The organism is Sporosarcina sp. NCCP-2222 (assembly GCF_023168145.1).
In the GTDB taxonomy this organism is placed as follows: domain Bacteria; phylum Bacillota; class Bacilli; order Bacillales_A; family Planococcaceae; genus Sporosarcina.
This window is the reverse complement of the sequence record NZ_BQYK01000004.1, coordinates 209,739-232,236: the sequence shown is the minus strand read 5'-3', so window position 1 is coordinate 232,236 and position 22,498 is coordinate 209,739. Positions and strand designations below refer to the sequence as shown.

Annotated in this window: 23 protein-coding genes; 11 read left to right on the top strand and 12 right to left on the bottom strand. The window is 43.8% G+C overall.

Annotated features, from left to right (window positions below; translation table 11 throughout):
* From NCCP2222_RS10820 to NCCP2222_RS10800, 5 genes are all read right to left on the bottom strand, one after another.
* The gene (locus NCCP2222_RS10820) at positions 1–765 is read right to left on the bottom strand and encodes an ABC transporter ATP-binding protein (protein ID WP_248512272.1); all 765 of its coding nucleotides are present in this window, start codon (positions 763–765) and stop codon (positions 1–3) included.
* A gap of 118 nt (positions 766–883) precedes the next feature.
* A complete protein-coding gene (locus NCCP2222_RS10815) occupies positions 884–2,149 on the bottom strand; it encodes a HAMP domain-containing sensor histidine kinase (RefSeq protein WP_248512271.1) in 1,266 nt (421 codons plus the stop codon).
* Complete coding sequence (locus NCCP2222_RS10810) at positions 2,146–2,835, bottom strand: response regulator transcription factor (RefSeq protein ID WP_248512270.1); 690 nt, start codon at positions 2,833–2,835, stop codon at positions 2,146–2,148. Before NCCP2222_RS10810 ends, NCCP2222_RS10815 begins: the two co-directional genes overlap by 4 nt.
* Positions 2,836–3,166: 331 nt before the next feature.
* Positions 3,167–3,997, bottom strand: coding sequence for a CPBP family intramembrane glutamic endopeptidase (locus NCCP2222_RS10805; protein WP_248512269.1), 831 nt, complete (start codon positions 3,995–3,997; stop codon positions 3,167–3,169).
* A 107-nt stretch (positions 3,998–4,104) separates the two neighbouring features.
* Entirely contained in the window at positions 4,105–4,899 is a 795-nt protein-coding gene (locus tag NCCP2222_RS10800) for a MerR family transcriptional regulator (RefSeq protein WP_248512268.1), read from the bottom strand.
* A 317-nt stretch (positions 4,900–5,216) separates the two neighbouring features.
* Here NCCP2222_RS10800 and NCCP2222_RS10795 point away from each other — a divergent pair, with 317 nt between their 5' ends.
* The 5 genes from NCCP2222_RS10795 to NCCP2222_RS10775 all read left to right on the top strand — a co-directional run bounded on the left by NCCP2222_RS10795 (position 5,217) and on the right by NCCP2222_RS10775 (position 10,407).
* A complete protein-coding gene (locus NCCP2222_RS10795; RefSeq protein ID WP_248512265.1) occupies positions 5,217–6,284 on the top strand; it encodes a PepSY domain-containing protein in 1,068 nt (355 codons plus the stop codon).
* Positions 6,285–6,428: 144 nt separating this feature from the next.
* Entirely contained in the window at positions 6,429–7,130 is a 702-nt protein-coding gene (locus NCCP2222_RS10790) for a response regulator transcription factor (protein ID WP_238079669.1), read from the top strand.
* Positions 7,127–8,488, top strand: coding sequence for a sensor histidine kinase (locus NCCP2222_RS10785; RefSeq protein WP_248512263.1), 1,362 nt, complete (start codon positions 7,127–7,129; stop codon positions 8,486–8,488). The genes NCCP2222_RS10790 and NCCP2222_RS10785 overlap by 4 nt, the downstream gene beginning before the upstream one ends.
* Positions 8,485–9,243, top strand: coding sequence for a PepSY domain-containing protein (locus NCCP2222_RS10780; RefSeq protein ID WP_248512261.1), 759 nt, complete (start codon positions 8,485–8,487; stop codon positions 9,241–9,243). Before NCCP2222_RS10785 ends, NCCP2222_RS10780 begins: the two co-directional genes overlap by 4 nt.
* Before the next feature lie 18 nt (positions 9,244–9,261).
* On the top strand, positions 9,262–10,407 hold the full coding sequence (locus NCCP2222_RS10775; protein ID WP_248512548.1) for a glycerate kinase: 1,146 nt from the start codon (positions 9,262–9,264) through the stop codon (positions 10,405–10,407).
* A gap of 36 nt (positions 10,408–10,443) precedes the next feature.
* On the opposite strand, the gene NCCP2222_RS10770 is transcribed toward NCCP2222_RS10775, so the two are convergent.
* The 5 genes from NCCP2222_RS10770 to NCCP2222_RS10750 form a co-directional block, all read right to left on the bottom strand.
* Positions 10,444–11,181, bottom strand: coding sequence for an MBL fold metallo-hydrolase (locus tag NCCP2222_RS10770; RefSeq protein ID WP_248512258.1), 738 nt, complete (start codon positions 11,179–11,181; stop codon positions 10,444–10,446).
* A 59-nt stretch (positions 11,182–11,240) separates the two neighbouring features.
* Positions 11,241–11,867 (bottom strand): hypothetical protein, encoded by a 627-nt coding sequence (locus NCCP2222_RS10765; protein WP_248512256.1) that lies wholly within the window; start codon positions 11,865–11,867, stop codon positions 11,241–11,243.
* A 19-nt stretch (positions 11,868–11,886) separates the two neighbouring features.
* Positions 11,887–12,204 (bottom strand): hypothetical protein, encoded by a 318-nt coding sequence (locus NCCP2222_RS10760; protein ID WP_248512254.1) that lies wholly within the window; start codon positions 12,202–12,204, stop codon positions 11,887–11,889.
* Positions 12,197–12,763: a hypothetical protein gene (locus NCCP2222_RS10755; protein WP_248512252.1), complete on the bottom strand. Its 567-nt coding sequence runs from the start codon at positions 12,761–12,763 to the stop codon at positions 12,197–12,199. Before NCCP2222_RS10755 ends, NCCP2222_RS10760 begins: the two co-directional genes overlap by 8 nt.
* A gap of 100 nt (positions 12,764–12,863) precedes the next feature.
* Positions 12,864–13,499, bottom strand: coding sequence for a BMQ_0737 family morphogenetic spore coat protein (locus tag NCCP2222_RS10750; RefSeq protein WP_248512250.1), 636 nt, complete (start codon positions 13,497–13,499; stop codon positions 12,864–12,866).
* A gap of 200 nt (positions 13,500–13,699) precedes the next feature.
* Here NCCP2222_RS10750 and NCCP2222_RS10745 point away from each other — a divergent pair, with 200 nt between their 5' ends.
* Complete coding sequence (locus NCCP2222_RS10745) at positions 13,700–14,380, top strand: hypothetical protein (RefSeq protein WP_248512248.1); 681 nt, start codon at positions 13,700–13,702, stop codon at positions 14,378–14,380.
* Between the two features lie 191 nt (positions 14,381–14,571).
* Positions 14,572–15,168, top strand: coding sequence for an exosporium glycoprotein BclB-related protein (locus NCCP2222_RS10740; protein ID WP_248512246.1), 597 nt, complete (start codon positions 14,572–14,574; stop codon positions 15,166–15,168).
* 591 nt (positions 15,169–15,759) lie between these two features.
* On the opposite strand, the gene NCCP2222_RS10735 is transcribed toward NCCP2222_RS10740, so the two are convergent.
* Complete coding sequence (locus tag NCCP2222_RS10735) at positions 15,760–16,998, bottom strand: MFS transporter (protein WP_248512244.1); 1,239 nt, start codon at positions 16,996–16,998, stop codon at positions 15,760–15,762.
* Positions 16,999–17,137: 139 nt separating this feature from the next.
* On the opposite strand from NCCP2222_RS10735, the gene NCCP2222_RS10730 reads away from it, so the two are divergent.
* The 4 genes from NCCP2222_RS10730 to NCCP2222_RS10715 all read left to right on the top strand — a co-directional run bounded on the left by NCCP2222_RS10730 (position 17,138) and on the right by NCCP2222_RS10715 (position 19,819).
* Positions 17,138–18,418 carry a helix-turn-helix transcriptional regulator gene (locus NCCP2222_RS10730; protein ID WP_248512242.1) on the top strand — a complete coding sequence of 427 codons (1,281 nt, stop codon included), beginning with the start codon at positions 17,138–17,140 and terminating at the stop codon, positions 18,416–18,418.
* Positions 18,419–18,435: 17 nt separating this feature from the next.
* A complete protein-coding gene (locus NCCP2222_RS10725) occupies positions 18,436–18,729 on the top strand; it encodes a YciI family protein (RefSeq protein WP_248512240.1) in 294 nt (97 codons plus the stop codon).
* An 84-nt stretch (positions 18,730–18,813) separates the two neighbouring features.
* Positions 18,814–19,137: an ArsR/SmtB family transcription factor gene (locus NCCP2222_RS10720; protein ID WP_248512237.1), complete on the top strand. Its 324-nt coding sequence runs from the start codon at positions 18,814–18,816 to the stop codon at positions 19,135–19,137.
* Complete coding sequence (locus tag NCCP2222_RS10715; protein ID WP_248512234.1) at positions 19,121–19,819, top strand: SRPBCC domain-containing protein; 699 nt, start codon at positions 19,121–19,123, stop codon at positions 19,817–19,819. The genes NCCP2222_RS10720 and NCCP2222_RS10715 overlap by 17 nt, the downstream gene beginning before the upstream one ends.
* A gap of 494 nt (positions 19,820–20,313) precedes the next feature.
* On the opposite strand, the gene metE is transcribed toward NCCP2222_RS10715, so the two are convergent.
* On the bottom strand, positions 20,314–22,498 hold a 2,185-nt coding region (gene metE, locus NCCP2222_RS10710), incomplete at its 5' end, for a 5-methyltetrahydropteroyltriglutamate--homocysteine S-methyltransferase (RefSeq protein WP_248512232.1).

The following is a 22,498-nucleotide window of genomic DNA, read 5'->3' as shown; positions in this document are numbered from 1 at the left end:
TTACCACCCCATTTCTGCTAAGAAATGTTTAAGCTTTTCATGACGCTCTATATTCTTATCCTCACTGTATGGGCCAAGATTCAAGTCACCGCAAATGACCCCATCTCGCAAATAAATAATTCGGTTTCCGCGCAATGCTGTTTTCACATCATGTGTTACTAATACAATGGATTGCCCATTCCGGTTCACATTCATGAACACATCTAAAACACGATCACTGGAAGTGGAGTTTAATGCACCTGTTGGTTCATCAGCAAATAATATTTCAGGACTATTAATGATGGCTCTCACAATTCCTACTCGCTGTGCTTCTCCTCCTGAAAGCTGAGTCGGGAATTTAGACCATGATTTCTCATCAATCCCTACTTGTGTTAATAGCTCCTTCGCTCTTTTAACAATGCCACGCTTATCTTTGTTTACTAAAAGGCCGCTTGCCAGTACATTATCGAGTACGCTCATATTATCTAGTAAATAGATTTGTTGAAAAACAAACCCGCAATGTTTCCTTCTGAAAATGGCCAGTTGATCGTTGTTTAATTTGGAGATGTTCTTTCCGGCAAATTCTATTTCACCTAATGTCGGTTTATCCATACCGCTAATTGCGTATAGCAGAGTCGATTTCCCAGATCCCGAACTTCCCATGATGATGGTAAAATCTCCTTCCATTAAATTGAGATCCAAGTTTTTTAGTACATGCTGTTGGACGCCGCCGCTTGAAAAGGTTTTACACAACTTTTCCGTTTTAATAATTGTCTTTGTCATCATTTATTGACCCTCTCCTTTTTTAGCCCAAATAAAAAGACCGTAATGAAGATTACAGTCTTATCATACAAAAGAAGTCCTTAGCCAATCTTTGTGCATTTCTTAACTAACCCTTAAATATTTAAGCAAGTTTTATTTTCAAAATGACTGTGAATCCATCCTTCCGATTGTAGCAGTCAATTTGCCCTAATGTGTTTTCTATGAAGTATTTCGATATATAGAGACCTAGCCCAGAGCCATTTTTACCTGCGACATTGGTTCCTCGATAATATTTATTGTACAGGAGTGGTAATTCTTCTTCTCGCATCCCGGGGCCAAAATCATGTATATGAAGCTCAAGATATCCTTCGTTAATTTGAGATTGAATTGAAATGCTTGTGCCTGCATATTTATAGGAGTTGCTAATAATATTGTCAATTACCTGTTGCATACGTATTGCATCCGTTAAAATGATGCATTGTGGAATAGGGTCATATTGGATTTTATGATGGTAATTAACATCCTCAATCATAGTAACGAGTACTTCACTTGATTGTTCGGTTATTGTTAAATTTAGTTGTTGGAGCTCTTCCAATGTAGAGTGAAACATATCTGTTACGAGTAAATTAATTTGATCCGCTTTTGAATAGATCGTATTCACATGCTTCAATATTTTTTCATCGTTTGCCTGGACGAGCATCAGTTCACTGATCGCCTTGATGGAAGCGACAGGCGTCTTAATATCATGGCTTAATGTGGCAACAAGCTCTTTCTTACTGCGGTTGGCTTCATACTCTTTGTGGCGAGCCGTTGCCAGTTCCTCGCGCATTATATCAAAGCTCTCCGTAAACGCACCGAAGTAGTTATTCTTGTCCATATGTAAGGGGAAGTCTAGATGGCCATTCGCTACATTCGCAGCGAAAACCTGTAAATGTTGGAATGGTTTTAATAACACTTTGTAAATATAGGCAACATATACAAGGCTGATTGTCAAAAGCAGAACAAACATCAAAACGATAAAAGTAATTAGTTCACTCTTCAGTTGTTGAATGACTTCCTGTTCGTTATTGTGAATTATCAATTTCCCGACAATCTCGTTGTTTTGCTTTAGATCGACAATTGTATCTTTATTTTTTATGGCTTCATTTACACCGTTGAAATAATTACTCGGCGTTTGATAAATAATATTTTCTCCCTTATCTATAATAGAGAAGGGTTGTTCTATGTCACGATGCAGAAATGTAATATCACGAATTTGACCCCAATTTTTTTCAGCAAGCTTGGAGACATCATTGATATCGACAAGATTTACTTTGGGTATCGTTTTATTGTTGATGATAATTATGGAAACGGAGATCCCGATACAAAAAATAATTAAAATCATGACACCTAATAACTTAATTTTCATTGTGTAGGATCCTCTAATACATAGCCCGTTCCCCATATTGTTTTTATAAACTGCGGTTTAGTAGGATTGCTTTCGATCTTCTCTCGTAAATGTCGTATATGCACATTTAGGGTTCCATCGCCTACAAATGAATCTCCCCATACCTTTGTAAATAATTCGTTTTTAGTAATAATACGATTTTTGTTTTTCACTAAATACGAAAGAAGTTTATATTCCATCGTTTTTAATTGAATTTCGTTGCCATTTACTCGCACACGTTGGAGTTTGGTATCTATTTGAATCTGTCCAAACTCTAAAACATCTTGTTGATTGCTAGACACGTTCCCATATCTTTTTAGAACTGCTTTAACTTTAGCCAGTAAGATGCTTAGCGTATAGGGTTTTTGAATGTAATCATCACCACCAATATTAAGCGCGATTAAAACATCATCATTGCTAGATCGTGCACTGACAAATAATATCGGTATTTGCATCGTTTGGCGCAATTTCTTGCACAAATCAAACCCGGATTCCTGACCAAGATTAATGTCGAGAAGAATTATAGAGGGTTCATTCTTCTCCAAAAAACGTTCGCATTCCTCGGCACTTGTGACAAATGCTGTTTTCACTTCAAACATATTAAAGTATTCACTAGTTGTTTCAGCTAATGCAATCTCATCATCAACAATTAAACAATCTACTTTCATCGTTAATCTCCTAAAAAAGATTTTTATTCTAGATAGATACAGTATACAGTATTTTTCTGCTCTGAGTTCCATGCACTGGAATGGACGATTCCATCTCTTTGTGTTGTGAGTCGCTATTATTAGTCGAAAGAATGAACTTACTCCAGATGCCTTGGGACAGAAGGAGGGTATGTTATGTTATGTATTTACTCTCTTAGCATAAAAGGGGACTGAGAGAACGAATTTGTCTTCGAGAGCGCGAACCTGAAATTGGATAAAAAATCTTTGCGGAGTAGAGGGAGGTTGCTTTTAAGAACCACTCGCAAATGAAGGCATCTGCGAGTGGACAAGGTTACGCAATGGAATTGTTTCCGTTCATAGGAATTATGTTTTTATTGCCATATAGAACTTTCTTTGGATTGATGACGATGATTAAAAAGGCAGCGATTCCATATAAAAATGCGTTGTACATAATTAAATCAATTAAGTTCCCCTTAATGAGGCCAATAAAAAAGTTGAAGAAAAAGTGGATGGTGATAGGAATCGTTAAATTACGATTTAAGTTATAAAATGCTGTCATAAGAATCGTAGTGGAAATGATAGCAATCATAAAGAAGAAGCTATATTTGAGGAAATCCATCCCCATATAACCAGTAGTAAACCAGATAGGGAGATGCCATAATCCCCACCAAAATCCAATAATGATGGAGGCTAGTAACGGCGGATATTTCTTTTGGAGCTCTAGTAGTGCGAAACCTCTCCATCCTAGTTCTTCTCCTAATGGACCGGACAGAAGCGTTTTAAAGAAGTAATAGACCAATACACCCCATGAGGTTTTAGTGAAAAGGGAGTCTGCTTCACTTCTAGTGGATATGAAAATAAGAATCATCAAAAATATGAAGATTTGAATCATACTAGCCGTAAGTAGCGCAGAAAGCTTTAGTCTATTCTTAAATTTATTCTTTATAAATTGTATAAAACTCTGCCCGGGATAGATTTTTTTGAATAACGCTGCAAAAGCGAATGTTGAGGACCAAGCTGATATACCGAGCACGACATCAAAGATCCATGTCGGATATCCTAACAACTTTACGGCCCCTACAAGACAAAAAAGAGGAAGGAAAATGAGATTGGTTAACAGAATAAATTGTACTACTGGTTTTCTTAGTTTCTTTTCATTCATGTGTAATCCTCGCTTTATAAGTATTTCGTAAATAGAATGGTGCATCTATTTTCGAATATCTTTAGCGTAAACCCGGGGGTTACTCCCAGGTCAATACAACACTATACTTATTTAATTGGGACATACATTTCTAAGAAAACTCGTTCTAGCCCATCTTCGTAGGTGGTCAGTAATTGATTTATATAAACCAGTCCTGAAAGCTCGTATCCATTTTCTAATGCCGCTTTTCTTACATTCGCTTCCACGTTCTGGTCTATATTCTTTCCACCAGTTGACCATCTGCCATCTTCGATAATGGTATACATGCATTTTGGATGCGACAGAATTTCACCTTCCATTTCGTTCGGTGCATCTTCTGCTCTTTTTACAATGACAACCTTTTCATCAAAGATGCCTTCGTCATTAAACCTTATGACTCTTCGCAAGGAGGTGAGAGTCACTGCACTTTTCAAGCTGTCCATATTCTCTTTAAGCGTTTCATATTCATCATAAGAATCGATATGTTCTATTTCACCTTTTATCACTAAAGGTTTCATTTCCCTTATCGTATATGTACCTGAGAATTGATCGATTTTTTCGCAGTCCTCCTTAATGATTTGCAGCTTTTTTAACACTAGCTTTTTATATTCTATTTCTTCTATTACCTCTTGTTCTTTCTCTTCAAGTAATGATTTTATCCCTTCTACACTTTTACTTTTTCGCAACTCCTGGATTTTCTTTATTTCTATATCCATTTCTCTATAGAAATTAACTGTGGCTATATCGTATATATCAAAACGATTATAACTTCTATAGCCATTCTCCATATTTTGCTTAGGCTTTACTAATTCCTTTTCCTCGTAATATTTTAAAGTGTCTCTCGATACACCTAAAAATTTCGCTACTTGTCCTATTGTGTACATGATATTCTCCTTTATCATCGCCTATATTCTTGTCAGGGGGGCTTGTTCTGTTTCCCTAGTTTTTGAACAGTTACATCCGTTGGTAGATGATTTAAATCATATCTCCTTCCGTTTCATAATACGAGTATTCATAAGCGAGTATTCTTTCTGCACGTCAGGTTTCTGGATGTCGTTCTCTGTCCATTTCACCCGTAAATCGGCAATTTGCCATTCTCTTTTATGAAATCTATCATTCTCATCAATTTCTAATAATCCTCTCCCTATCCTCTCATATTGACGGGGTATGCTAAGAGTGCAGAATAAAGGAGGAGATCATTTTGAAGAAGTGGATGTTGATTCCTGCATTGGCGGGAGTCGTTGCCGTCGGTAGCGTAGCCCTGGCTGATGATTCTGTTTCAAGTTCGAGTGCGACAGCTAAACAGATGTTGACGCTGCAGCAAGCGAAAGAGTTGGCGGTACAGCAGGTAGGCGGGCATGTGACCGAGATCGAGCTGGAGAAAAAGAAATCGGGACCTGTCTATGAGGTCGAAGTGGAGTCGAAAGGAATTGAGTATGAGCTGGACATTGATGCGTTGACTGGCGCGGTTGCGGTTCGTAAGCAAGAATCCAATGTTCCGGCAGCAGTTTCGGGCCAGTTGTTATCGGAGGATCAGGCGATTGCGGCTGCCAAGAAGCTGGCATCTGGCAAGGTCGTGGATATCGAGTTGGACGAAGATAACAAACAGTACTATTATGACATTGAACTTCGCGATGACAACTATGAATATGACGTAAAAGTGCATGCGATCACAGGTGAAATCGTTAAATTCGAGAAGGAGCTCAAATCCGGAAAGAACAATAACCAATCCGGTCAGCTCTTGAAGAAAGAGGAAGCCCTCGCATTCGCGAAGAAACATGCGGTTGGAAATGTGAAAAAGATCGAACTGGACCGCGAAGACGGCAACCGTGTGTATGAGATCGAGATGAAGGATGATCGATTCAAGTATGAGCTTACCTTGGATGCAGTTACAGGCGAATTAATTTCATTTGAAAAAGAGCAGTATAAAAAAGTAAGTGCGAAAAAGTCACAGCAAGCTGCAACAAAGCCGGTTTCCTCTAATCACACATTAAAAGTGGGTGAGCCGGCAGCACAAGCGACAACTCAAAAGGTGGAAACGAAGGTAGCTACAGCTACACAACAGTCCCCTAAACAATCTGTGAAAAAGTCAGGTTTGTCGAAAGAGGAAGCGATTGCGATTGCAAAGCGCCATGCAAGTGGTGTAGTAACGGAAATTGAACTGGATGACGGTGTTTGGGAAATTGAAATGGAAGATGGCGATGTCGAATACGAATTGGAAATCGATGCGGCGACAGGTACCCTTGTTTCATTTGAAAAAGACGAATAAATGAATTAAGCATAAAAACATAAAAACACACAAGTACATGCCAGGCCCCTTAGCCGCCGGGCATGTATTTTTTAAGTAGGGCGACAAATAGACGATAGAGGCTGATTTCGATAGAATAAAAGGAAAACAGATAGGTGATCGAACATGAGTGAGAAGATTTTGGTCATAGAGGACGAGGAAAGTATCGCACGGGTCCTTCAATTAGAGCTGGAGTTTGAAGGGTATGAGGTGGGGATTGCCTATACCGGAACGGATGGGCTAATAACCTACCGGGAGAATAATTGGGATTTGGTGCTGCTCGATTTGATGCTGCCGGGCTTGAATGGGCTGGATGTACTCCGGCGCATCCGGGCGACAGAGATGGATACACCTGTTATTTTATTGACGGCGAAAAGTGATGTGTCGGATAAAGTGGCGGGCCTGGATCTGGGTGCGAACGATTACGTGACAAAGCCGTTTGAGATTGATGAACTGCTGGCTCGCATTCGCTCGGCTCTCCGTATGTCGAAACGAACGGTACCTGAAAAAGAGGAACATCTCTTTTCCTATGGAGGCCTCTCCATTCACGATCAAACCCGCGAGGTAAAACGGGATGGCAAACTGATTGATCTGACCCCGCGCGAATATGATTTGCTGTTGCATTTATTGAAGCATCCAAATCAAGTTCTGACACGCGAGCAGCTGCTCGATGCGGTGTGGGGATACGATTATTACGGCGATACGAATGTTGTCGATGTATACATCCGCTATGTCAGGAAGAAAATCGATAATGGCGATGACACGTCCATGATCCAAACGGTCAGAGGAGTCGGCTACGTATTGAAGGGAGCTTCCTCTGGATCATGAAGCTGAAAACAAAAATCCATTTATCTTCTACATTGCTCATGCTCGTCATTCTCATATTGGCGAACACAGGGATTTATTTTCTCTTTGGGAAGATGTCTAATACAACGGAATACAAGCAATTGTTAAGCCGGTCCAAGGAATTGATGGCGGCACTAAGTGAAATTGACCAAGAAGAGGAAGTACGCATCGTGCTTCGTGCATACGTGCCCGCAAATGGTGCGATCCGGATCATTGACGCATCAGGAGAATCGACAGTTTCAACAGAATCAGTAGAGAGCTTGGCAAAATTTCATCCCTCTCCTAAACCGGACGAAAAATATGCCATTGGAGAATATGAAGGAGTAGAGGCATTAACAATATCCGTTCCGATCATCTGGCCATCGGGCGAGGTTGTGACTCTCGAAATGACCCAGCTCTTGACGGATGTGGCGGCCAATTTAAAAATACTGAAATACGTCCTATTCGGCGTCACCATTTTGGCCATGATTCCGATCATCTTATCCAGTATGACACTCGGCCGTCTTTTGACACAGCCGATAGAGAAGCTGCTTGCAGCTATGTCTGAAAGCCGGAGGGAAGGGACGTATGAGAAAATCAACACCTTCGCCAAAGGCAAAGATGAGCTGGCTGAAATGGAGCGGTCCTACAATGACATGATGGAGCGTCTCGAAGAGAACTATATGCATCAGGAACAGTTCGTATCGGATGCGTCTCATGAATTAAAGACGCCGCTAACGGTTATCGAAAGCTATGCTCGGCTTTTGAAACGCCAAGGGTACGATAATCGGGCCGTGGCTGAGGAAGCAACAAATGCTATTTTAACCGAGTCTGTGCGAATGAAAGAAATGATTGCACAAATGCTCGAACTTGCGAAAAGCCATCAAGAGCGCACTTATGAAATCATGCCTCTCCATTTGCCGAATGTTCTTCATGCGGTTGTTCCGCCGCTGCGGCAAACGTTCCGGCGTGATATTCAAATAGAGACGGACGGGGACGTCATCGTCGAAACGGATGAGAAGCATTTGCGGCAGCTTTTGTTCATTTTGCTGGATAATGCTCGGAAATATAGTGATCGTGAAATTAAGACGGGTGTGCGAAATGGTGCAGAAGGTGCGGAGATCTACGTAACGGATTACGGAAGAGGCATTCCGAAAGAGCATTTGCCTAATTTATTCAATCGTTTTTATCGGGTGGAAACGGATCGAAACCGGAAAACAGGCGGTACAGGACTGGGCTTAGCCATTGCAAAGGAAATTGCCGATTCACTCGGGGTTCACTTGCAGGTGGAGAGCATTGAAGGCCTTGGAACTACTTTCCGTATTGTGTTTCCGGCAAGAAAGGGAGAGGATGAAGCATGAAGAAATGGATTCGTAAACCTTGGTTTATTCCGATCCTCTTAACAATACTTATTTTGGCCGTCAGTGAATTTTATTCAAGACAAGTCGTCACGAAAGCGCAAACCTTGTCCGAAGAGGAAGTCCGGGAACAGTTGAAAGAGATGTACAATGCCGATATCGTAAATGTTTCCGAGAACGATGATGAGTATGAAATCACACTGGCGCGGGGCGGGTCAGAATATGAGGCGACTGTCGATGCGGAAACCGGCCAGGTACTTGCCTTGATCCAAACGAAGGAAGTGGCGAAAGCACCTCCCGCCAAGGATGAGGAAAAAGGTAAACCACAGGAGGAAAATACGGGCAAGGAGGATGTAGAGGAGCCATCTTCCGGAACTGCAAGTCAGTCGGATGGCAAAACAGAGTCTCCGTCGTCAGTGGGAACGAAACCGACAAAGCCTGCGACATCAGGCGGAGCTGGGCAACCCCCTGCCAAAACGACACCAGACAAGAAGCCGGCTTCACAATCTTCCAAGCCTGCGAAACAGCAACAGAAAAAATCCGTGTTAGTTACCGAAAAACAGGCTCGGCAAATTGCGATTGCCCAATTAAAGACATCCGCTCCTTATGAAGTGGATGACGTGGATTTCGTGAAAACAGATGAAGGCGGATATTACCTAGTCAACATCGAACTCGATACAGACGATGATCTCGACGAAGTGACGTACCAAATTCATGCGATTTCCGGAGCAATCATGTCAGTTACGTGGGACGATTGAGGAATGGAGGGTGACATGTTGAAAATCATTGTAGCACCCGATTCCTTTAAAGGAAGTTTGAAAGCCCGCGAGGCTGCCCTTGCCATGGGGGAAGGTATACTCGAAGCTGTTCCTTCAGCGAAAGTAATCTCGTTGCCACTCGCAGATGGCGGCGAAGGCACGATGGATTGTCTTGTCGACGCGACAGGAGGTCACACGGTTTCTGTCCAAGTGAAAGATCCGCTCCTGCGGGAAGTGGCCGCCCGATACGGCATATTGGGCGACGGGTCGACGTGTGTAATTGAGATAGCGGAAGCGTCCGGCCTGACATTATTAAAGGAAGAGGAAAGGGATCCACTGATTGCGACGTCCTATGGTACCGGCCAATTGATCCGGCACGCGCTGGATGCCGGCTGCCGGAAATTTGTCATTGGCCTGGGTGGAAGTGCAACAAATGACGGCGGCACGGGTATTCTCCAGGCACTCGGTTGCCGCTTTTTAGATGCCAAAGGGGAGGAGCTTGCGGCGGGGGGCGGTGCCTTGCGTAAACTGCATCGGATTGATTTATCCCAATTTGATCAGAGAATCATGGAAAGTTCGTTTACGATTGCATGTGATGTACGTGCGCCTTTCATCGGGCCGGCTGGGGCTTCCGCTGTGTTTGGCCCTCAAAAAGGAGCATCCGAGGCAGAGGTTGCCTTGCTAGATCAAAACTTAAAACGGCTGGCTGATTGTATCGAAGCGGAGACTGGGATTGCCCTTCACAACATGGAAGGAACAGGAGCGGCTGGAGGAGCAGGCGGCGCCTTGCTGGCATTTTTTAATGGCACCATGAAACCCGGGATTGAAGTGGTTATGGAAGCGATGGATTTCGAAAGGATTGCAGCGGGGGCCGATTTACTGATTACCGGAGAAGGGTGCTCGGACGGGCAGACCATAACCGGGAAAGCGCCATCAGGTGTAGAGAGCCTGGCGGAACGCCATCAGATTCCTGTTCTTCTCATTTCAGGGGCTATCGAAGAGGCTTCTCGTGAGATGCTGCAAGCTGTTTTTACTGAAGTGCATGGCCTGACGGATTCTGGAATCAACTCCGAAATAGCGATGTCCCAATCGTTCCGGCTGCTTCGGGATAAAACAGCGGCGGTTGTGGAGAGTTTCATGAAACGTACACAAAATGACAAATAAGGCGAATGGAAGCTTATGCCTCCTCGCCTTTTTCGTTTATATTAATGTATATTTTTTACCAACAACAGCAAGCTCCACTTCCCCGTCATATTGACCTCGCGCTGCCTCTGCAATGTTTTCAAGCTCGCCGTATTGCGGCAGGTGAGTCAGGATCAACTGTTTCGCTTCTGCAAGTCTTGCCAGGGTGCCCGCTTCGCTTCCTGCCATATGCCCTGGAGATTTGCCGAGGTATTCCTCGTATAAATTGGCCTCGCTAATCAATAAATCGGCGCCTTTTGAAAATTCGACAAGGGGCTCCGTCCACTCGGTATCCCCAGTGAATACGGCTGTTTTACCAGCTGCAGTGACCTTCATAGCCAAGCAATAAACAGGGTGAACCGTCGGGCAGAAGGACAATGTAAAAGGCCCGACTGTATAACTTGTCCTGTCGGAAATCTCGATTCCAACCGTTTGCTCTTTATACGACAGCTTCGCAAACCCCTCTTTGTCTTGAGTGTGTCCGTAAATCGGCAAAGGAGGCATCGGATTTCCCGTGTAATAGTTGATGAGCCGGCTGTATTGGAGACTGCCGATATCCGCGATATGATCTGCGTGATAATGGCTGATGACGACAGCATCGAGCTTCTCCAGTGGAATGTAATTTTGCAGGGAGGCGAGTACGCCGCTACCGCAGTCGAACAGCAGGTTGTACCCATCCTGTTCGATTAAAAAAGAAGAGGTGGCGCCATTCGCTTTTGGATAGCCTCCCCATATGCCGATCGGTATGATGTTCATGTTTGCACCTCCGTGAAGTTCCTTTCTTTTCATATCATACCTCTTTATAAATTTTTATGTCATGTTTGGCTGTTTTGCTGACGGCTTTTTTCATAGGCATCTGCTAATATCTCTATTTGCTGTAGAATATAATCAATTGGAATTTCGTTCGTTTCGCTTGTCAACTGTTCTACATATTTCTCCAGAACAGCAATTAATTCCTGTTGTGTTTGAATTAACTTTTGTTTGTACTCCAATGTAGACTTCAGTTCAACGATTTGATTTTCCTGAGAAGATAATAACGTAATACCTTGGGTTAACAAAATGATCTGTCTGTTTAATTTAATTAGAGTTGTTTGAAAGTCTTCTAGTCTTTCTTCCCATTGTTCCCAAATCGTATTTGTACCATCACTTGCATAAGGGATCTTAACGAGTAGCCTGCGTTCTTCCTCTAGTATACGGAGCCGTCTTTCTAGGGTTCTGATTCTCTTTTCATAAATGGCCAGTCTTTTTTCAAGTTTGAGTTTTGTATGCGTAAGGTTTTGAAAGTCCTCTTGCAGTTGGCTATTATGCTTTTGTAACTCTTGTATGGAAGTGGAGGCGGAATCCGTTTCTTTCATCCTATACTTATTCAATTCAGCTCGTAAATAAATTATTGTCTGTTTTAATTGAACTGGATCGTTGCTTTTGACCTCATGTAGAGACATCTGCCCACCTCCTTACCATTTAATTCTGTTTATTATTCCAATCACCTAAAATTTCCTCGAAAAGTAGTTTGTTTTCTTTCATCATTTTATCAATTTCCTCTACCATGTTTTTTTGAAGGACACTAGGCATTGTGCGGTTTGTCAGTCTTGTTAGCTGGAGTTCCTTATTCATTAAAATGTAAAGTAAAATAAGATTTATTGTTTTTGAATCTAAGAATACAAAGCTTTTGGAGGATAAATCTTCCAATTTCACTGCGTTGGCATGAGATTCACCAGTTAGCTCAGACATGATTTGTTGGAACGCTTCCTGAACGGAACTATTAAGGGATTCAGACATATTCTTCTTCCTCCTTTACTCTGAGTGTGCCATTAATATTAATGGAATTTAATGCTGGAATGCCGTTTGGCTGCCGGTCGGTAAAACTGATCCCGGTGACACTTCCGGCATAAGAGCTTGAAGGAAGCCAAGTTAATTGGAAATTAGAAAATGATACTGTTTCCCCTGGTTGAATGATAGTCTGCCCAATGGGTTTTAACCTAAAAATGGAAGGATCACTAACATCATCTAAGCGTTCCCAAGCATTTGCGAGCCTTGTTGGCAGAGTCGTATTGGGTTTACTAAATTTACCGTGCAGCGTAAAGGGCGCATCTGCGGAAAGAGTAAGTTGAACGATTGGATTGACAAGCGGCGAGACACCACTGTTATGAATATGATAGGAGCCAAGGCAGAAGCTCTCCTCCTTGGTAGTATGTGAAACATGTAAAGCATATGTAAAGAAACTAAAGTAGTCTACTCTGGTCCTTTGCTTTGCTACAGCTTCTTTTAGTTCATTTAAATAAAATTGTGTCTCGCGTTGTAATTCTTTTAACTTCCCCTCAATATCATAAGAATTCATTCCATTTACCTCCTTACAAATAATAAAGAGAGGGGAGCATTTCCCCTCTCTTCATTGTATGTGCCTACTTGTACACTTAGTACTATTGTGAAAATAGACATCAGTCTGGATAAAGTACCGGACATTGTGGCGGCATAGCTGGTAGAGGACATGCTCCAATCGCTAGCTCTGCTCGTGGCTGACAGAAGTCAGCTAAGAATTCGACAGTTACAGGGAATGTTGCTTGAATGCTTTGGCATGTTGAAACTGTAACGACAAGTCCAGTAAACACCAAAGTGCCTGCAGCTCCAGGTACGAACGTTCCTTGGGAGCTGATGAAGCAGTCAAGGTCTGTGAAAGTCACCGTAACGTCAGTGCCTTCAGGTGCACACATGATTACTTGTTCGGATCGAGAGACAGGGATTGCTGCACTGCGAATAACAGTGCCAGTTGGCAATGTCAGAACAAGTACTAATGTGAAGTTTTTACGGATTGTAAGTTGTTGCAAGCAGACGATGTCCCCGTCAATCGTAAATTGACGATTTTCCCGGCGTACAATGACAACTGGATTTGTCGTTGCAGGAGTTACCTCACATGTAACAACTGCCCCCCCTAACCCTGTAGTTGGGATTCCTGGAAAAGTGATTGGACCTGTAGGAAAGAAATCAAATGTATTCTCTTTAAGGACCCAATCGTAAACTTTATCAACGTTAATGCAAATCAGTTCCTGCTCTGGGTTCTGAAAATTATTTTGCATAGTCGTTGTCACCTCCATATTTTTTATTGGCCTTGCATTCGTATCATATGTAGTGTTGCTAAGGTTGCATGGGCAAAGGGTAGCTCTCCGGTTTAAAGTGATAGCAGTTTTTTTGCGGATGGGCAAGCTTCCTGAATCACCTGTACCGCTCTTTCACAATAGGATATAGATGAATGATTAAGGTGAAATGAGGTGAAGTGATGGAACAATCGGATTATGAAATAGAAATGGAACGATTGAAAGCGAAAGTAGAAAGATATAGAGAGGCTATATCTTCTATTAAGGCGGAAAACGCAGCGGAGGATTTTCAATGGAGAGCCAGGGTAGATTCTATAGAACAACGTATGGCTGAAGGAGAACAGAGACTGAAAGAGTTGACAGATATTTTAGAAGAAGGAATGGGCCAATTTTTTAGGGAAATCGAAAAGCTAAAAGCGATAGTATTTGAGCACCAGCAAAATAAAGAGAAGAATACAACGGATGTAAGACATTCTAATGCTTATGAGCGCACACAGTCACCTGCACAGCTACGAAATGGATCCAGCAGGAATATTAATGGTGGACAACAAAATATTCCTGCTTTTAGTCGCTTACGAAGTATTGCCGAGCAAACAACGGTAGATATGAACAAGCCATCTGAAAAGAATGCCCCGAGATATCAAGTTCCTGCCTTGATTGATACAAAACGTAAGGAAAATGCCTCCGAGCCCCCACTAAAGAAAAACTCCTCTGCTATGCAAGAGGAGGGTTCAGAAACAGTCGGGGAACAGTCGAAAGCAAAAGTAAATCCTATTCAGGAAAAAGCCAAAACAGCGGAAGCTGTCTACGATGGTAATGCAAATGTGACATATCCATTTTGGAAAAAGTTTAAAAAGACTTAATGAATTTAGCCTTCCGAATAAGTCGGAAGGCCATTTTTTTGAAGAAATAGACAAAAAACTGATAGTTCATAGCCCCGACCTTCACCTTATGGATGAATAGTATAGCGAAGAAAGGAGGTGTTACTATGGTCAGGTTTCAAAGAGAAAGTTGCGGGTGTGGAGGTAATAGTTTTGTAGGATGCTGTGGAAATATGGACAATGGACGGAATAGGTGCCGGCTGTTGGGTCCGATCCGGGCGGTGGATGAAGAATGTTTACCGCCAGCCGGTTTGGGCAGGGGCACTATTATACCGTATGCATCCGGTGCTACACCGGTAGCATTAGCAGCCGCGGTAGGTACTACTCTGGCAGTTCCATTTTTAATAGGCTTCGGAACAGCATTCCCTGGTGTTCTTCTGGCAAATGGCACAATTGATTTATCGGATGCAGTAGCTGCACTGAATAACGAGGCATTCGTAGTGCCGAGAGATGGCACAATCACTTCGTTGTATGCGTCATTTACAATTTTGGCTGCAGTTACTCTTGGTGCAGAAGACGCAATCATTGCTGAAGTATACCGTGCACCTGAAGGCAGCGATATATTCAGCCCAACAGGTGTAAGAGTAAGCCTTGCGCCGGAAGTACCTGGACTAATCGCAATCGGCACTGTTTTGAGCGGCAGCACTGGAGCGAATCTTCCAGTAGTAGCCGGAGAACGCCTGCTACTCGTCTATTCAATAGGTGGAACATCACTTATTACTGCAGTAACAGGTTCAGCTAGTGCTGGAATGGCAATTGCAGAAGTATAAATGTAAAACAACACAATGCCCACCGTTTTGTTGGTGGGCCTTTTTTGTACGTCATCCGGCTCTCTGACGCACACATGTTAATTTGGATTCATTTTTTTATTCCAACGACGTGTCTCGCGTTACCAACGGTTCTTGGTCTTTTACCCTAGCGTTGCTGCTGAATAACATCTCATTATCAGAGTGCATAGCCTTGTCCCTCTTTTCGTGTCTGAATACTATACGGAAAAAGGAGGTGTTATGATGGTCTGTCGTAAAAACGGAGGATGTGGGCGTATTGCCGAATGCGCCGCTGAACCAGTCAATGAGATTGCTCTCAATGAATGCCGCACATTCGGTCCTTTCAAAGTAGCTAATCTCGCATGCCTTCCGGCAAGTGAAGAGGTTAAACCTTGCTTAAAGTGTAGGCGTTTCCAATTCAATCGATAATAAATAAACTTTTATCATGAGATTTCTAAACCTGTAATGCCCACCGCAACTTGGTGGGCACTATATAACTTATTAGAATGTGCTGCAGCTCTATTGTTGGTTTGGTGGTTTTGATTTATGGAAAGAGCGAGAGAACCTAAGCAATCAATTAAGACAGGACCGCTTTTATCTCTCTGCGATATTCCCAGAGACCTTTTTAATAGAACGGATGTCTGAATCAATCAACAAAAATAGCGACAACAGGATAACCCAAGCTCCCGCGCCAATAAATAATTGATTCACCGGAAAACCTTTTTCTGCAACAATGCCGCCCGCAATGGCGAATGCTGGCATGAGGAAGGAGGAAATGGCTCCGTTTAGCGTATAGACCCGACCGCGAAATTTGTCTTCGACGAGGACAATCAGCAAAGAGTTATATAAAATGCCGAAGACGGTCATGAGCATACTCATGATGACATATAAGAGAATGCCCATGAACAAGGCAGTCGTGATGCCCATGCCAAGAAAGGCGAAGCCGGCAATTGACACCATGAGGAACATGACTAATCCGGGTTTTGCGAACGAGGTCACTTTAGTTGCGACAAGTCCAATCAAGATACCCCCAATCGCTGCGAAAGCGCCAAACAGTCCAAAGTCGATTGCTGTTCCGCCGTAATAGTCAGATATGAGCACTACCACTAAAGAGCCTGCTATCGTTGTCGCATTCATCAGGGAAGCAAGCAACGTCAGCTTTAATATTGGCTTATTTCCCTTCAGTATGGACCAGCCCTCTTTCAACTCAAGAAGCATGGATTTCGTTTTTGGTGTCTCCGTGCTCTCCTCTACCTCCACTTTCGGTAATGAAATGTTAATCACATAAATTAGAAGAACACTAGCGATAATATATACACCTGAATGAAACAGCATGACTCCGACAAATCCGATCAAAGTGATAAGGAACCCACTGATTCCTTGCCCGATTAAACTAGCCGTCTGACTTGTGGAGGAAATGTATCCATTCACTTTTACAATCCGTTGTACGCCAACGATGCGGGGCAGGAGCTTGTTTTTCGCGGGTCCAATGAAAAACATGCAAGTATTATGGATAATCAGCATGACATAGATGGAAAAGGCGATACCATCTAACCAAAATAGATAGAGCAAGGCGAGAGCCACTCCAATTGACACCATAACAATATATCCGATTTGCATGGAGGTTTTCGGTTCCCGCCGGTCAACGAGCACTCCAATAAAAGGGGCGATTACGATGCTGGTCAGCGCATTAACTGCCGCAAGAAGTGCGGATGAAAGCGGGGACTGTGTAATTTCATATATATACCACATGATGGAGATGGAGAATATGCTGTCCGCCAAAGCCGTTAAAAATTGATTGGTCACGATAAGTGACATGTTTCGTTTAATCAAATCTCTCAACCTCTCTTTGTTTAATATATTAAACATAGCACAATAAAGAACGATTGTTCAATATATTAAACAAAAATATTTTATTTGCTAAACATGATATACTGGTAATAACAGTAGATTAGACGAGGGGGAGAGCGTGTTGACGCATGTCGGAGAAAATATTAAAAGAATCCGAACCGAAAAAAAGATGACCATCTCAGATGTGGCGAATGAGCATGTATCCCGTGGCATGATCAGTTTAATTGAAAATGGGAAAACGCAGCCTTCCATTGAGCGGTTGCAGCATATTGCCCGGCAGCTGGGCGTCGAGATCTCAGAGCTAGTGGAGGAAGTACCGCGGAGCAAAATGAGACAGGTGCTTCATGATGCGCTTGCGCTGTACTATCAACCGGGGTGGGAAGGCGTGGCCAAGGCGCTTGAATTAATGAAGCCGGTTGTAGAAAACTATTCTTCAGGTTATGAAGCCGCAAGAATGAATGAGATGTATGCGAGAGGCTTGTACTATCTCTACGTACTTGCGGTGGAACAATATAACCGGCTAAATCCTAACAACTGGGAACCGTATGTAATGAAGGCGATTGAATTGTACGGGGAGCTGGAAATGGAGTGGCGAGCAGTCAGGTGCTATGCCTTTTTATCGGATATTGAATTTGATCAGGCTCGTTATCAAGAGGCGATCCAGATTATCGACCGAGCGCTCGAGAGGCTAACGGTGATGGACAGCGTCGAAACAAAGTCACTTTATGTCCAGTTGATTTCTCAGAAAGCAATGGCCTTTGTCTCCTTAGGACGGAACAAGGAAGCACATAAACAGTTGGATGAGGCAATTCAATTTACCCGGAAACATCTGGTGCTTGATCTTTATTACAATGTGCTCAATGCGAAAGCGTGGCTTTACTATGATGAACAGAAAATGGAAGCAGCTCGGGAGTATGTGGAAGACTGCCGTCTGTTTGTCCAGGCGGTCAAGAATGTCAGTTTGCAGTTTGAACATGAATTGACATTGATTTTTCTGGAAGAATTTTTTGAGAGTCATTATGAAAAGGCGATTTCCATAGCGGAACAGCTGGTGGCCAAGACGGAAGCTTCGAGCCACATGCAGGATGAGGTGAAGAAGGAATATCTCTTCGCTGTGAAGAATTTCCAAGCAAGGGCACTGACTCAGCTAGAACGGTATGAAGAAGCGCTGCAGCTGTTTACGGACAATCAAATTACGATAAACGAGCAGGTCCAGTTAAACCCGCTCGATTTCGAAATTCGTATTTTATCCAATAGCTATGAAGCACTTTGTCATGATCATCTGGGGAATAAAGACAAAGCGGTGGAACTGGCCAGATCGACAGTCGAGCAGCTGCATCATATGCCATATTCTTCTTTCTATTATTTTGCGAAAGAAGTGCTGATGGAGGTTACCAAATAACCAAAGGGGTGTATGGAATGAAATTTGTCATTCATTTTACAACAGGATCGGCATGGGAGCAGGGACAGCCGCATTGGAAACAAGGGCTTGTTCCTCATCGGGAATATGTAAGAGAAGCATTGGCGAGAGGGATTTTGATTGCGGGCGGTCCGTTTATGGATCATACAGGCGGTTTAATTATACTGGAAGTAGATAATATGGCTGAAGCACAGGATTTTGCAGACAATGATCCTGCTGTAATTGAAAAGAAATTTGAAGCGGCCATTTATCCTTGGGAGCCGCTTGAGGGGATTTTTAATCAACCCTCCTAATAGTTTGAATTTCACTTGACTAGTTGTCAGTTAACTTGCTATATTTTATATATAACCAAAAGGTTATATATTGGAGGCTTTGATATGACGGATATTTATCGGGCAATCGCAGACCCAACGCGCAGGAAAATACTCTCATTGTTGTCTCGCCATGAATATACGCAGTCGGAGCTAGTTGACCAATTTACCATTTCCCAACCCGCTGTGAAGAAGCATATCGCGATCTTACTAGAAGAAAATGTAGTGAGCGAGCGGAAGGAAGGACGGTTTCGGGTGTATCGGCTGAACGAGGAAGCCCTTTCGGATGGATACCAAAAGCTTCAGCTGGAAATCGGAAGTCTGTTGGAAGACAAATTATTGAAATTAAAAGCGTATGTGGAGGGGGAGCAAGATGGAGAAGACAATTGAATCGGTGAAACGGGAGATTTTTGTCAAGGCATCGCCTGACAAGGTGTGGAAAGCATTGACCGTTCCCAAAGAGCGGAATCGCTGGGAGACGCGAGAATGCGAGCTCGATGTTTGCGTGGGTGGCACGATGAGCCTTGATTATGGGTGGGGTGTCAGTTATGTTGGCACCATCAAGGAGCTTGTGGAATTTGAAAAAATCACGCTCGAGGATGCAGACGGTCATGTGACGATATGGACGATCACGCCACAAGAAGGGGGCTCTCTAGTTGGGATTGAATATATCGGCTCTTGGTGTGGAGATATTGAGATGATGGAAGCTGACAATATGGCCTTTGGCACGTATCAGTTCATGCGAAATCTAAAGAGTGTTTATGAGGAGGACACAGACTTACGGGGGCGTTTCTGGAAAAGCTGGATCGGTGTGCTGCATCGGACGAATCCAGGCGATCAGCCGGGAGCCAAAGTCGTTGTAGTTCGGCCGAATACACCGGCAGAAGGATTGGTGAAAGTCGGGGATGTCGTGACCCACGTCAATGGCACCGCAACAGCAACCTATGATGAGGTGGAAATTGCCATCTCTGAGGCGGAAGTCGGCGAACATATTTTACTACGAATGATTCGCGGCGGGGAACAAGTGGAAGTGGAGTTGTCTACTGTCGCATATGGACAAACGGCCGAATGATCGGTTGATGGATCGGAACAGGGAGACACTCCAATCCTGCGAAGTGGGGATAATGGGCAGCTGTGTGGTGATTGGACTGTGAAGAGAGGTAATAATATGCTTCTAAGTGGTAGCAGGGCTGTTCTGAGTGGGGGCAAGCGGTGATTAATTCATTTTAGCAGGTGATAGGACTGGATTAACCGGTGATAGGAGACTGGTCGAGTGAATCTCCTGCGGGCGTACCTAAAAGTCGTTTCTAGAAGTATGAATTGTAGTCAAATTGTGATCAATTCACTTTAGCCGGTGATAGAAGTAGTTTACCCGGTGATAGACTCATTTTAGGCGGTGATAGAGCTGGTTTACCCGGTGATAGAACTGTTTCAGCCGGTGATAGACACAAATAAAGCGGTGATAACCCAGTTTTACCCGTTGATTGATTACAAAGAGCTTTGAGACAACGACAAAAGATCCCGCCTGGCTATGTCCCAAACCAGGCGGGAAAGTCTTTTAGTTCATCAATTTTGGGCTACAGAGAGTTGTTCTCTCACACGCTTTGCGGCTGCCGTCATATTCGTCAGCGAAGCGACGGTTTCGGCGTGCTTTCTCGTTTTTAACCCGCAATCCGGGTTGACCCAGAACTGTTCAGGGGACAGAACCTCAAGTCCTTTTTCAATGATGGCGGCCATCTCGTCTACGGATGGGACGCGTGGACTGTGGATGTCATAGACGCCGAGCCCGATTCCTTTGTCGTAATGATAATCATTGAAGGCGTGAACGAGTTCACCGTGACTGCGTGATGTTTCAATTGAAATGACATCCGCATCCAATGCGCTGATGGAGTCAATGAATTGATTGAAATCACAATAGCACATATGGGTATGGATCTGCGTCGTTTCCTTGACTGACGCAGTCGCGATACGGAATGCTTTAACAGCCCAATCCAAGTAATTGTTCCATTCATTCCGCTTTAGCGGCAGGCCTTCGCGCAATGCGGGCTCGTCCACTTGAATCATCGTGATGCCGGCCGCTTCGAGCGCTTCCACTTCTTTACGAATTGCAAGAGCCAGCTGATTGGCGACAGTTTCCCAGCTCACGTCATCTCTGACAAATGACCAGTTGAGAATCGTCACTGGTCCTGTCAACATGCCTTTCATCGGCTTGTCCGTAAGCGATTGTGCATAGACGGATTCCTTCACGGTCATCGGTTCAACGAATGCGACATCGCCATAGATGATCGGCGGTTTCACGCAACGCGACCCATACGAGACGACCCATGCCTTTTCGGTAAATACAAATCCGTCCAATTTCTCTCCGAAGTACTCGACCATATCCGTCCGTTCGAACTCGCCGTGAACGAAAACATCCAGGCCGATCTCTTCCTGGATCCCAACCCACTCCCGTATGTTTTCATTAATAAATTCCTCATATTGCACATCTGTCAGCTCGCCTTTTCTCCACTTGGTCCGCGTCTTGCGCACTTCGGGCGTCTGCGGAAAGCTGCCGATCGTTGTCGTTGGCAGAAGGGGCAGTGAGAAAGCGGCTTGTTGGGCAATCCGGCGCTCTGCGTAAGGAAGATTACGGCTGCTGTCTCCATCGCCAAGTGCTCCTATTTCCGATTCCACATCCGCCCGGTTCCGCTCGGATAAATCAGCGAGACGTTTACATGCGGCGGCACTTTCTTCGATTTCGTCCCGTACAGAGGCACGTGATTCATTGATGCCTTTAGTGATTATCTGGATTTCGGACAGTTTCTCGTCAGCAAAGGCGAGTGCTCCCTGAAGTGCCTCTTCTAGCTGTGTTTCGGACTTTAGTGAGACGGGCACATGCTGCAAGTTGCAGGAAGGCTGGATGCAAAGTTTATCAGCTGATACGAATTGCAACAGCTCATCTGCTATATCCAATTTCGCTCCAAGATCTGCCCGCCAAATATTACGTCCGTCAACGAGGCCGGCTCCTAAAAATTTATCTGCCGGAAAGCCAAACGTCCGCAAGTTCTTCAAGTTTGCCTCTCCGCCATGCACAAAATCGAGACCGATGCCATCTACAGGAAGGGCGATTGTCTCCTCGTACCACTCAACGGCATCGAAATACGTTTGCAGCATGATTTTTACTTCCGGAACGGCTTTCTTTAGCTGGGAATAAATTTCTTGCACTGTCTTCATTTCATCGCGAGTAATGCTGGTAGATAAAATTGGTTCTTCAATTTGCACCCAATGCACGCCTTCTGCAGCAAGTTCCTTTACAATTTGCTCGTACAGCGGAAGCAACTGAAGAAGAAATGCCGGAATCTCGTGATCTTCATAACCTTTAGAGAGTTTTAAGAATGTATAGGGGCCAATCAAGACAGGCTTGCCGTTAATTCCGAAAACTTCCTTTGCTTCCCGATATGCGGATAGGGGCTTATTTTCCGTCAAGGTGAGTTTCCGCTGCCCATATTCCGGCACGATATAGTGATAGTTTGTATCAAACCACTTCGTCATTTCACAGGCGACCGCTTCTTTATTTCCTCTGGCCATCGAGAAGTAGGTTGTAAGCGGTACCTGGCCGCCTTGCCAGTTGTATCGATCAGGAACCATGCCGAACATGACGGCCGTATCAAGCACGCGATCGTAGAACGTGAAATCTCCAACGGGAATGACGTCAATGCCCGCCTCTTTTTGCTTTTGAAGGAAGGAAAGCCGCAGCTCCTTCATCGTTTGT